Source organism: Colwellia sp. RSH04, from assembly GCF_003545765.1.
In the GTDB taxonomy this organism is placed as follows: domain Bacteria; phylum Pseudomonadota; class Gammaproteobacteria; order Enterobacterales; family Alteromonadaceae; genus Colwellia.
On record NZ_QXIO01000006.1, the window covers coordinates 16,256 to 29,480 of the forward strand.

Annotated in this window: 11 protein-coding genes; 3 read left to right on the forward strand and 8 right to left on the reverse strand. The window is 36.0% G+C overall.

Translation table 11 applies throughout. The features are described from left to right. Positions 1-56: 56 nt before the first annotated feature. Positions 57-683 carry an HTH-type transcriptional repressor FabR gene (fabR, locus tag D1094_RS11150; RefSeq protein WP_118960192.1) on the reverse strand — a complete coding sequence of 209 codons (627 nt, stop codon included), beginning with the start codon at positions 681-683 and terminating at the stop codon, positions 57-59. Positions 684-862: 179 nt separating this feature from the next. Between fabR and D1094_RS11155 the strand changes: the two genes are divergently transcribed. From D1094_RS11155 to D1094_RS11165, 3 genes are all read left to right on the forward strand, one after another. Continuing rightward, entirely contained in the window at positions 863-1,981 is a 1,119-nt protein-coding gene (locus D1094_RS11155) for a fatty acid desaturase (RefSeq protein WP_118960193.1), read from the forward strand. A gap of 66 nt (positions 1,982-2,047) precedes the next feature. Continuing rightward, a complete protein-coding gene (gene sthA / locus D1094_RS11160) occupies positions 2,048-3,478 on the forward strand; it encodes a Si-specific NAD(P)(+) transhydrogenase (protein ID WP_118960194.1) in 1,431 nt (476 codons plus the stop codon). A 248-nt stretch (positions 3,479-3,726) separates the two neighbouring features. Next, a complete protein-coding gene (locus tag D1094_RS11165; protein ID WP_259337917.1) occupies positions 3,727-4,230 on the forward strand; it encodes a phosphoglycerate mutase family protein in 504 nt (167 codons plus the stop codon). Between the two features lie 141 nt (positions 4,231-4,371). Here D1094_RS11165 and D1094_RS11170 read toward each other — a convergent pair whose 3' ends face one another. The 7 genes from D1094_RS11170 to hflK all read right to left on the reverse strand — a co-directional run bounded on the left by D1094_RS11170 (position 4,372) and on the right by hflK (position 13,196). Continuing rightward, positions 4,372-5,814, reverse strand: coding sequence for a hypothetical protein (locus tag D1094_RS11170; protein ID WP_118960195.1), 1,443 nt, complete (start codon positions 5,812-5,814; stop codon positions 4,372-4,374). A gap of 10 nt (positions 5,815-5,824) precedes the next feature. Further along, entirely contained in the window at positions 5,825-6,955 is a 1,131-nt protein-coding gene (locus tag D1094_RS11175; protein WP_118960196.1) for a hypothetical protein, read from the reverse strand. A gap of 193 nt (positions 6,956-7,148) precedes the next feature. Continuing rightward, positions 7,149-8,390 (reverse strand): malic enzyme-like NAD(P)-binding protein, encoded by a 1,242-nt coding sequence (locus D1094_RS11180; RefSeq protein ID WP_118960197.1) that lies wholly within the window; start codon positions 8,388-8,390, stop codon positions 7,149-7,151. Positions 8,391-9,007: 617 nt separating this feature from the next. Further along, on the reverse strand, positions 9,008-10,303 hold the full coding sequence (locus D1094_RS11185; protein ID WP_118960198.1) for an adenylosuccinate synthase: 1,296 nt from the start codon (positions 10,301-10,303) through the stop codon (positions 9,008-9,010). 141 nt (positions 10,304-10,444) lie between these two features. Continuing rightward, entirely contained in the window at positions 10,445-11,029 is a 585-nt protein-coding gene (locus D1094_RS11190; RefSeq protein WP_118960407.1) for a hypothetical protein, read from the reverse strand. A 112-nt stretch (positions 11,030-11,141) separates the two neighbouring features. Then, positions 11,142-12,029: a protease modulator HflC gene (gene hflC / locus D1094_RS11195; protein WP_118960199.1), complete on the reverse strand. Its 888-nt coding sequence runs from the start codon at positions 12,027-12,029 to the stop codon at positions 11,142-11,144. Between the two features lie 3 nt (positions 12,030-12,032). Beyond that, positions 12,033-13,196 carry an FtsH protease activity modulator HflK gene (gene hflK, locus D1094_RS11200; protein WP_118960200.1) on the reverse strand — a complete coding sequence of 388 codons (1,164 nt, stop codon included), beginning with the start codon at positions 13,194-13,196 and terminating at the stop codon, positions 12,033-12,035. Positions 13,197-13,225: the final 29 nt, after the last annotated feature.

Below are 13,225 nucleotides of genomic sequence, written 5' to 3' on the forward strand. Positions count from 1 at the left end.
GATTGTACGATTAGGTCAGAACCTATATTCAAAATTGCCAAATAAGATATGAGCTATTACACTTTACCTGCTTTTCGACGGCTACTTAAATCAGCCGCGCCTCGGGCAATAAACCTTAGTTGTTGTATTGTGCTTGTCGCGAGCTGCTTTAATTCAGATTTCTCATCAATATCCAGTGCATCGGATCCTGCACTAAAAACTATCGTAACCGCTGCATTTGCTTGCAAATAAGCGATATCAGCATCCAATTTATTTGCTTGCTGTAAATAATCACACAACTCTAAAGTGAAATATCGAATCTCACGAGATACCGCGGCACGAAATGCAGCAGAAGTACCTGAACGTTCCCTCAGTAAAAGTCTAAATATATTGCCGTTACTTTCAATAAACTCCATGAATGTTTCAACGGAGATTTGAATAACAGATCCACCTTTAGCAATACGTTGTCTCGCTTGCCTCATTAATTGTCTGAGGGTTAAACCGGCCTCATCAACTAATGTTAACCCTAATTCATCCATATCAGTAAAGTGTCGATAAAATGAGGTTGGCGCTAACCCTGCTTCTTTAGCTACTTCACGTAAGCTTAAACTGGAAAAACTACGTTGAGCACTTAATTGGCTCAAAGCAGCATCAATTAATTGGCGACGTGTTTTTTCTTTTTGTTGGGCTCTAACACCACTCATTGCATAACTCTCTTAAAACAATTTATTGACTATAATAAGGTAATCACGATTAAAAGTCAGTTAGATAGACTTTCTGATTTTTTTGACAAACCCCTTGACTGGTCAGACAACAACGTTAAACTATAATACAGTGTACACGTGTACGCTTATTTATTAAAGTAACGACTTGTGGAAGAAACATGAAGAAACCCGCTATTATTTGGCTTAACGTAACAATATTTGTAGTAACTTTCCTTGTTGCTGCAGTTGGTGTCCCTTATCGAGCATACACCTATGGCTTTGACGCTATTGAAATAGGGTTTGCCCTTCTCTGTTTTATATATTGCGGTATGTCAATTACGGCTGGTTACCATAGATTATGGTCTCATAAAACGTATCAGGCACATTGGAGCTTAAGGTTGATTTTTGCGTTAGGTGGTGCATTCGCGCTGCAAAACAGCATATTGCACTGGTCTTCTGATCATAGAGTTCATCACAAGCATGTCGATAATAACGATAAAGACCCTTATTCAGCTAAAATGGGATTTTGGTATTCTCATATTGGTTGGATGTGTAGAGAATATCAATCACACCGTTACAACGACTACAGTAACACGCGAGATTTGCAAAAAGATCCTATTGTTATGTGGCAACACAAACATTATATTTTACTAAGCTTAGCCATGAATTTTGGTATACCTATTGCCTTTGGTTTATGGCATGGCAATGTAATCAATAGCCTTTTACTGGTTGGATTTTTACGTCTAGTACTTAGTCATCACACCACTTTCTTTATTAATTCATTAGCACATATTTGGGGAAAACAAACCTATACCGATAAAAATACCGCTAGAGATAATGGCTTTTTAGCTTTTTTAACATTCGGTGAGGGATATCATAATTTTCACCATATTTTTGAAAATGATTATCGAAATGGCATTCGATGGTGGCAATTTGACCCAACAAAGTGGCTCATTAAATCTTGTCAGTGGTTAGGTTTAACCTCTAAATTACGAACAAGTCCTGAAGACAAAATTGAAAAAATGCGTTTAGCGATGACTTTAAAGCGAAGTCAGAAAAAACTTATAAATCATCCTGATGCTGAGAAGTTACGCTTAAAACTCCAGCAAGAGTACGATGCACTCATCGTTAAGATTAATGCTTTTTATCAAGTAAGAAAAACTTTATTAAAAGTAAAAAAAGAACAAGTTATCAATGATGTAGAAAACTCGGAATTGCTTGCGCAATACAATGAAGTCAAGCAAAAACTAATAGAACAAAGACGTTGTTGGCAACTTATCACTGCAAACCTTGTTTAAAAACAGTTAACTTATGCTCAAATCCTGCTAGAATTTTTTATAACTGTAGGATTTGAGGTGTAAATTTTGACAAAAACAAGTGCGAAGCCAAAAAAGAAAAATATTAACTACGATTACGATGTTATTATCATTGGTACAGGTCCTGGCGGTGAAGGAACCGCAATGGAGCTTGCTAAGAAATATAAAAAAGTTGCCATTGTAGAACGTTACAAAGATGTCGGTGGTGGCTGCACTCATTGGGGTACGATTCCTTCAAAAGCACTCCGTCAAAGTGTCAGTCGATTAATTGACTATAATTCAAATCCATTATTTCGCGGTCACGAAAAAGCAAAGCACTTAACATTTCCTGATATTCTCAAGCACGCCTCTTCTGTTATTCGCAAACAGGTGCAATTGCGCAGCGGATTCTATGATAGAAACCGTGTTGAGCACATTGTGGGTGAAGCCTCTTTTATTAATGAAAATACACTGAAAATAGTAAAGGATGACGACTCTGTTGATGAATTATCAGCAAAACAAATTGTTATTGCTACAGGTTCTAAGCCTTATAAACCAGATGATATCGACTTTAATCACCCTCGTGTTTACGATTCAGACACTATCTTGTCATTAAAGCACGATCCTCGTTCAATCATCATTTATGGTGCTGGTGTCATTGGTAGTGAATATGCCTCTATATTTAGAGGTTTAGGGGTTAAGGTCGACCTAATTAATACCCGTGATAGACTACTCTCTTTCCTTGATGATGAAATGTCAGATTCTTTAAGTTACCACTTATGGAATAACGGCGTAGTTATTAGACATGGCGAACAGATTGAACGGGTAGAAGCCAATGATGATGCAGTTATTGTTCATTTAGAGTCAGGTAAAAAAATGCGTGCAGATTGCTTGCTTTTTGCTAACGGACGAGCAGGTAACACAGCAGACTTAAATCTAGATAACGCTGGATTGAAAGCCGACGGACGTGGTCAACTTAAAGTGAATGACCATTACCAAACCACAGTAAGTAACATTTATGCTGTTGGTGATGTTATTGGTTACCCCAGTTTAGCAAGTGCTGCCTACGATCAAGGCAGATTGGCTGCATCAGCAATGATAGATAACCAAAGCACAGCAAAACTCGTTGAGGATATACCGACAGGAATTTACACCATTCCTGAAATTAGTTCAGTAGGTAAAACAGAACAAGAGTTGACCGAAGCTAAAATACCTTATGAAGTGGGTCGTTCGCAATTTAAGCATCTAGCAAGAGCACAAATTACCAATAGCCTTGTTGGATCACTGAAGATTCTCTTTCATCGTGACACCAAAGAAATACTAGGAATTCATTGTTTTGGGGAAAATGCTGCCGAGATCATCCATATAGGTCAAGCAATTATGCAGCAGAAAAATGGTGGAAATACCATAGAATACTTTGTCAATACAACATTCAACTATCCTACAATGGCAGAAGCATTTCGCGTTGCTGCATTAAACGGACTTAATCGATTATTTTAATAGCTTGGCAACCGATGGAGTAGCACCGAGTGTGCTTCTCTTGCCTAGGGCGTGTTTATCTTTGTTGATATTTTCAGCAAGGAAGTTAAAACCCCTTTGCCTTTTATTAATATTACACAAGCATAATTTTCTTTGATTATATTAACTATTGAAATTTAGTAATAACATATTAAGAAAAAGCATTGATTATGACGTTTAATGTATGTTAAAAAATTGTTTATAGTATAATTTATAGGCTGTAAAAACATATGACTTTCAAAGCTGTATTGATAAGTTTAGGCATATTCGCTTCTATGAATAGTTTTGCCGCAGATAATTTTAGTATTTATTTAACGAGACATGCCGAAAAAGAAAATAGTCAAAATGATAAAAACCCGTCATTAACACGTTGTGGAAAGGTAAGAGCACAGCAATTAGCGACGCTATTGTCATCAGCCGATATCAAACAAATTTATAGCACCACCTTTCAACGTACTATGCAAACGGCATTACCACTGTCTTTACAAGAACGTATATCTATCAAAAATTATAATCCAAGATTTTTGACACAAATAATGATGGAATTAAAACAGAATAGAGAGAATACTCTTGTTGTTGGTCATAGTGACACAACACCTATGATAGCAGAATACCTAAGCGGGCAACCTTTAGAGCAAATTAAAGAAGGTGAATATCAAACGCTCTACCAAATTCAGTTCATAGGCGAAGAAGTTGTTTTAACAACATTAACCCAGCCATTAGAGTGTAAATAACCAGTATTTGGCTTAATAAACCTTCCTCTATCAGTATTAGTTTTTCTGATTCCTACGTTAAGTTTATTTCCGCAAGACAGTAAAATGGGTCACTGCTGACCCACTCTTAACTCATTAGCACGTTACATTAAATTTTTTCACTTAGTAAATAACTAACTGAGCTTCATACAACCTATTTTCCCCTTTGATTTCTTCAAAATAAAGTGACATTTTATAACTTTCGGTATCAATACTGACTTCATTATCTAAATCAAAGGCATCATTTGGAAAGCTTTTACGCATTTCATCTAATATCCCGTTTTGTATATATGGCCCTAAAAACCAAGGGTGTACAGTGGGCTGTAATTTCTCTTGTAAAACAAAAGCTTCTTCAATAAAGCTTATAGCTTTAATACTCTCATGTTTTGTATGTACATAAAGATTTGAATTATAGAGTGTTAAAAAACTATTCGCTGATTTAAAGATCCTCCCGATAGGTTCTCCCATTAGGCTTTCCAACGCTTTAGTATCAATAACATTACTTGTTTGAAGCCTAGAATATAGCTCACTAATCGTTTCAAATTGAGTTTTTCTATTCGCAGATACAGACAAACCACTATATTTATAATTGATTGATTTTAATGTAAAACCTGTTAAAAAGTAGTGCTTTTTATTCGTTTCATCATCTCTGCTGTAATCGAAATGTAGCGTCAGGTCAGTATTATTTTGGTTGATAATGACTTGGTTATTTTTGTTTAATTTTACATCAGAGCCTAAAGCCTGCTGAACTTTTTCTAGTGAATCATTCCGCTCTAATAATCCATTAATTGACCAATTTTTATCATCATAAAAGTCTAGAAGCGGAATTTCATTCAATAATGTGAATGATAAAGGTGCTGAGTCCGTTTGAATCATCACCAGCTCATTATTTTTAAAATGAAACCAGTGATTTCGTCCATAGCCCAAAATTAACTCTTCATCAGATATTTTTAATTCCACACTAGGATCCCCCAGTATATTATTAACTTCTTTATAAGGGGTAGAAAGAGCAATACCATAAACCCCTTCTTTTATTGACACTTCATTAGTTGTTACTTCTGGGCGATGTAATTTGTGTACCGTTGGAGGCATAAATACAAACTTAGTTTCTATACGAGTTGTATTACTTATTGTTTTTATCTGCTTCAACCCCTCTTCATTGTATGGAGTTGCAGTTGAGCTCAACTTAAATGCTTTTTTATCGTATCGAATTAAATCAGCTTCATAAATAACAGAGTATTCAGAAAAAGGTGTAGACGATCGTTTATTATAGGATTGAGTTGGATTAAGTACTTTTTTAACTCTCTTGCTAACAAGAATAACTGCATCCGCACCAACAGAAGCCGCTTTTATTCTGAGCTTGTTAATTAGTTCACTGTTTGTTTTTTTACTTGAAGGTTCATAGGTTTTCTTTTTTGCACTGTAGGACTTAAGTACTTCATAGTCAGATGCTGGATAGTAATTTAAAATATAAGGTAAAGTATCGCTAGCATAAATAGGACATGAAATTGTAAGAGCAACCATCAACAAAACTGTTGAGGATAAATGCTTTAACTTGCTTATCATAATTATTCCTTTATTTTTTTTCAGACATCGATAAACCATAACTGATTAATGTTTTATCTTGATTCAATTTGCTAAGCAGAGAGGATACTTTTGGATGAAGTGCCATAAACGACTGTTGCTCAATTACTGATTTTTCTAATACTGGCATTTTTATACTACTTGCTTGCCTATAAAACTCAATCGCTTTTACCGACTCTCTGTGGTTATTAATATGAGTCTCAATAGGCTCTACTAAAGTAAATGTCTTTTGTTCTAATTTGAACCATTCTGCATACCATGTCGCATGTCTGTTACCGTTACCTAGCGCACTAGCTAATGATAAATTCTCAACTAAGGTTGTATAGGGAAAGTAATCATTCTGTGCTTTTCTAAAACTCACTTTCATCTCTGCTTCAGCTAAATTAGATTCAACTTGAGATAATACTTCAACACTAGCTTCAAATAACGCATGGTTGACTCGGTGTAATTCTTCAGCACTATGATAAAGCGCTATATTAATTAAATATTCACTTAAACCATTTATCTTTCTTAACTGAACTAAAAGACCTTGATGCCATTCTCCATTATCTAAGATATGGCTAGTACTTTCATTTTTCTCTATTAAGCTAATCGCTTTATTAAGAGATTGTGCACTTTTCCCTAACTGCTCAAGAATTTGATTAATGGTAATCAAACTCCACTCTAACACTTTTTTATTTTGATACTTTTCAAGTAAAGGCAATAAGTTTTCGGGTAATAAGTTGTATGATGTTTTAATATGCTTTTCTACACTTAATAACCATTCAATTTTTTTACCTGTGATAACCAACATTTCTCGGCTCTCTAATGCAGGCCATGTTCTATAAGATTTTTGACTTAGCAGATATGCTTGGTAATGCATACCCGATGCTTGTAGCGTTTTCGCTTTTTTATATGAATCAGACGCTTGTTTGGCTAGTTTAAATGAGGCTTGATATTCTTTTGGATCGAGTTCATACAAACGGGTCAAAGCTACAGTAATGCGTTCAATCTTTTTAGAAGCAATTGCATGTTCATAATCTACCAGTGCAGCTTTATGTTCTGGTGTTGTGCATCCGAATAACACAACCGTAAATAGAACACATAATATTCGTAAATACTTTTGTAAAATACACGCCTCCATCACTAATTTTCCTTTGTTTTTAATTATCTCAAATTGTTGTACATCATAAAGAATAAGTAGAAGGATTAATACCTTAAAGAATTTAAGCAGACATTATGCTTTTCAATAAAAAAGCCACAGCAATGATGCTGTGGCTTTTTTATATCAATTAATATGGGTGATTTTTATCGCACTTACAAACTGTTGTTAAGGTTTATTCCATGTAGTTTTCAGGTAAATCTAACGCCGCTACACCAGAGTCAATTGCAGCTTTTGCAACAGCTTTAGCGACAACTCCACACAACCTCGAATCCATCGGTTTTGGAATAATGTAATCTTTACCAAAGCTTAACTCTGTCGTGCCACTCGCTGATAACACTTCAGCTGGCACCGGCTCTTTAGCTAAAGCACGAATCGCATGAACAGCTGCTACTTTCATTTCATCATTGATAGTACGCGCTCGAACATCTAATGCACCACGGAATATGAATGGAAAACACAACACATTATTTACTTGATTAGGGTAATCTGAACGACCCGTTGCCATGATTAAGTCATCACGTGCTGCAAGTGCTAATTCAGGTTTTATTTCTGGATCAGGGTTAGAACAGGCAAAAATTACTGGGTTGTTTGCCATCATTTTAACCTGTTCTTGACTTAATAAATTAGGGCCAGACACACCAACAAATACATCTGCGCCTTTAATGGCATCATCTAATGTTCGTTTATCAGTATTATTAGCAAATAATTTTTTATAATCATTAAGATCGTCACGACGTGTATGAACGATACCTTTTGAATCAAGCATGTAAATTTTTTCACGCTGCGCACCACACTTAATTAATAGTTCCATGCAAGCAATAGCGGCTGCACCTGCACCTAAACAAACAATATTGGCTTGGTTAATGTCTTTACCTTGAATATCAAGTGCATTCATCATACCTGCAGCAGTTACAATAGCAGTGCCGTGTTGGTCATCATGAAAAACAGGGATTCTACAGCGCTCAATCAATGCTTTCTCTATAGCAAAACACTCAGGTGCTTTAATATCTTCTAAATTAATGCCACCAAAACTATCTGCAATATTTGCAACCGTATTAACAAACTCTTCAACGGTCTTATGCTTGACTTCAATATCAAATGAATCAATATTTGCAAAACGCTTAAATAATAAAGCTTTACCTTCCATAACAGGCTTAGATGCCATTGGGCCTAAGTTACCTAGACCTAATACTGCAGTACCATTACTGATTACTGCAACCGTATTACCTTTTGCAGTGTATTTATAAACATCATCAGGGTTTTCGGCTATTTCTCGACATGGTTCAGCAACACCAGGACTATAAGCTAAAGATAAATCTTCACTCGTTTCAGCAGCGGTTGTTAATTGAACGCTGATCTTACCTGGCGTTGGTGATGAATGATAATCTAAAGCTTGTTGACGTAAGTCTGTCATGGTGTTTTCCTAATGCGTTGAAGTTATGGTCTGTATGAGCATGCTTGCTGCTTAATGTATTAAGCTATTTTTATTATGTTTATATGGTATTGTAAAAATCTGAAGCCGTACAAGCCCATTTATCTATATAAAATCGCTGTAAGCTATAAAGAATGTAACCTTATAATTAACTAATTACCTATTAATTTCCTTAATAGTGATTATTAGCGCGGTATTATACAACGAAACAGCCACATCATCTGGTAAGACTAGCTAACATGTTAATAAGCTTATAGTTCTACTATTCTGCTAGCCTAAACGCCCTGCTATGGCTTATTTTAATTCATTTTTTCGCTGGATTATTTAACCTCAGCTCGGGATAATAAATAGCTCCCTAGCAGCTATTTTTCCTTACTTCTGTGTTTAATTCATAAACAATAGAATAACTATTCTTAATGAATTTGCCTTGAATGAAAAGAACTATCAAGCTAGTGAGTTGCTGAAACCACAAGTATAACAATTTCAAACGATTAACTTATCTCTTAACCCGAGCTGAGGTTATTTACTGCTAGTTAAATTTTTCCAAAAAAAAGTCCAGCATTGGCTGGACTCTTAATAAAAACGAAATTTACAAATTATTAAGCAAACGGATTTACTTTAATAATTGTTTCAACACGGTCTGGACCAGTAGAAATAATATCAACTGGAACACCTGTTAATTCTTCAATTCGTTTAATGTAAGCTAATGCGTTACTCGGTAAAACATCTACTGATGTTGCACCAACAGTACTTTCACTCCAACCTGGCATTTCTTCATACACAGGGGTTATTTTTTCATAACCTTCAGCAGCGGTTGGTGGCACAGTAATCACTTCGCCTGATTCTGTTTTATAACCAGTACAGATTTTTAATGTTTTTAATCCATCTAATACATCTAACTTAGTTAAGCAAAAACCTGTGATGCTGTTCACTTGAATGGCACGGTGCATTGCAACGGCATCAAACCAACCACAACGACGTTCACGACCAGTAGTTGCACCAAACTCATGACCAACAGTACCCAAATGGTTACCAATCTCATCATCAAGTTCTGTTGGGAAAGGGCCTGAACCAACGCGTGTCGTATAGGCTTTAGTTATACCTAGCACATAGTCAAGATTACGAGGACCAAAACCACAACCTGTTGCTACACCACCTACCGTAGTATTTGATGAAGTCACATAAGGGTATGTACCATGATCAATATCTAAAAGTGTACCTTGCGCACCTTCAAACATGATTGATTCACCATCTTTACGTGCTTGGTCTAGGATTTCTGAAATATCCGCTGTCATTGCTTTAATAATATCAGCAACAGCCATTGCATCAGCAAGTACTTCCTCATAATTAACTGGCTCTACTTTGTAGTAGTTAACTAATGAAAAGTTATGGTATTCAACGATTTCTTTCAGTTTAGCTGCAAATGATTCTGCACAGAATAAATCGCCTACACGTAAACCTCTACGAGCAACTTTATCTTCATACGCTGGACCAATACCGCGACCTGTTGTACCGATCGCTTTATTACCACGTGCAACTTCACGCGCAGCATCTAAAGCATTATGGTATGGAAGAATTAAAGGACATGCATCGCTAATTAAAAGGCGTTCTCTTACAGGAACTCCCTTCGCTTCTAACATGGTAATTTCAGCCATTAAAGCTTTAGGGCATAAAACTACGCCATTACCAATTAAACATTTTACGTTATCACGCAAAACACCAGAAGGAATTAAATGCAATACGGTTTTTTCACCGTTAATAACAAGAGTATGACCCGCGTTGTGGCCACCTTGATAACGAACTACATATTTAGCTTTATCGGTTAGTAAGTCTACGATCTTACCTTTACCTTCGTCACCCCATTGGGTTCCTAGAACTACTACGTTTTTGCCCATGTTTACTATTTCAAAAGAAAATTAGGCGGGGATTTTAGCAAAAATCAAATATGAGTCCAAGGAAAAATTGTGCATTTTTTCTGCTTAAAAAAAATGCACAATAAAGTTAAGGGTTTAAGTCGCATTTAGTCTTAGTTTAAATTAACGATAACCCCATGGTGCTTTGGGTATATCTATTGGCTTGGTTAAATCAAAATCAACGCGAAACTCACGTCCTTGCCTAATTAAGCGATAGCTAAATGTATCTGGATATATATACATTTGCCAAGTATTCCCTACTGATTGTGGGATAGCTTGTTTTATAAATAACTCTTTTGAGTATTGATCGGCGGGAAAAGATTGCATATTTGGCCAACCTGCATCAATAGTATGTCCGCCATACATGGTTGATTGATCAGAACTACCGTCTTCATGTCGATGATCATGCTTTAATGATAAACCAGAACCTGTTTTAGTAATTAGCCAAGTTCTTGATGCATCATCGCCTACATGAAAAGGTACTTGAAGCTGTCTTTCATCACACTTTCTAATATGCATGATCAATTTTTTATCTGAAAAACTGCTACTAGGTGCATTATCAACAGTCACCTTTCCTTGATAAGCTTTACCGCAATGCTTAGCGATATTATCAAAAAATTTATCATGACTCGGAATAGAAACGAGCGGCGCTTCTTTTGCGCTAGCTATAGGCGATACTAAAAAAACTATAACGAATAAAACAGACATTTTATAAATATTCATATTAACTCAATCAAATTATTAGAGAACGTTATTATTAATATTTCAGCGACAAAAAAGCCAGCAAATTTGCTGGCTTTTTAATTATTACGAAGTAAAATTACTTCTTCGGCTTCATACCATCTTTAAGGTACTGAAAGAATTCACTGTCAGGTTTTACAACCATTATATCATTCTTACTATTAAAGCTTTTTTCATAAGCCTCTAAGCTACGGTAAAAACTATAAAATTCAGCATCTTTATTGTAAGCATCCGCATAGACTTTAGCAGCTAACGCATCACCCTCACCACGAATAGTAAAAGAGTTCTTTTGCGCTTCTGCAAGCATAACAGTCACTTTAGCATCAATAGTTGCTCGAATAATCTCAGCTTGCTCTTGACCTTCTGAACGATGTTCTTTTGCCACAGCTGTACGTTCAGCACGCATACGATCATAAATTGAGTTACTGATCTCTGTGGGTAAGTTTATCGCTTTAACTCTAACATCAACAACTTCAATACCTAGATCTTCACGGCTACTACTAGCGCTTTCTAACGCTTGCATCATAAGATTTGATCGATCTCCTGATACAATTTCTTTAATGGTACGGTTACCAAACTCAGTACGTAGACCATTATTTACCTTTTGTTTCAGTAATGCACGAGCATTATCAACCGAACCAGATGTACGTAAATAGTATGTTGAAAAATCGACAATTCGCCATTTAACAAATGAGTCGACCATTAAATCTTTCTTCTCTGAGGTAACAAAACGATCTGGCGCTTCATCTAATGTTTGAATACGCGCATCAAGTTTTTTTACTGACTCAATGAAGGGTATTTTAAAATGTAGTCCCGGTTCAAAAACCATCATTTCATCTGTAGCAGAATCACGCTTTATTTTTGAAAATTGAAATACAATACCACGTTGTCCTTCATATACGATAAACACAGAAGAAACAGTTAAAATAAATAATAAAGATATAATTGCAATGGAAAGATTTTTCATTGATTAGTTTCTCCCACTGTTAAATCTATCTGCTCGACCTGAAGTCGATGATGTAGGCGAAGTATTACCACTACTATTTGGTGTAGTAGCTGGAGTATATGATTGATTATTTGAACGATTAGCTGGTTGTTGCTGTTGAATAATCTTATCTAATGGTAAATACATCATGTTATTACCGCCATCTACATCAACCATCACTTTACTGGTATTACTGTAAACTCTTTCCATAGTGGCAAGATATAAGCGTTCTCTAGTAACATCTGGTGCCGCTTGATATTCAGGTAAAATCTTCTCAAAACGAGCAACTTCACCTTCAGCATCGAGTAATGTTTGCTCTTTATAAGCAATAGCTTCTTGTTCCATACGCTTCACACGACCACGTGCTCTCGGTTCAATACCACGGGCATAAGCTTCTGCTTCACGAATGAAACGAATCTCATCTTCTTGAGCTGCAATGGCATCATCAAACGCATCTTTTACTTCATTAGGTGGGCGCGCATCTTTAAAGTTAACATCAACAATAATTAACCCTAAATTATATCGCTCAATAATTTTCTCTAGTTCTTGCCATACAGATTGTCGGATTTGCTCACGACCACTGGTTAAAATGTCATCCATTTTAGCGTGGCCAACAACATAACGTAATGCACTATCCAACGACTGACTTAAACTATCGTCTGCATTAGTAACACTAAACACATAGTTTCTAGCATCAACTACACGATATTGGATTTGCATGTCGACACGCACAACATTTTCATCTTGCGTCAACATGAAACCTGATGCTGGTAAATCTCGAGTACTTTGCATATCTACAGGGATAACTCTGTCTATGAAAGTCCACTTAAAGTTAATACCTGGGTCAACCGTACCAGCATATTTACCAAAACGTAATACTATTCCTTTCTCAGCCTCTTTAATGGTATAGAAACCACTAAAGGCATAAACAACAAGGCCAATAATAAGTATGATGGATAACCCTATGCTCGAAAAACTTTTTCCAGAGCCGCTGTTAGAGCCACCATTAGAACTTTTGCCGCCAAAAATTCCCGTAACTTTTTTACCTAAATCATTAAGTAACTCATCTAAGTCAGGCGGTCCTTGGTTTTTACCACCTTTATTTTTCCAGGGGTCTTTGTCATTATTCCCCGGTTCATTCCAAGCCATTTTGTTCTCCACTCATTGTAAAGTGACAT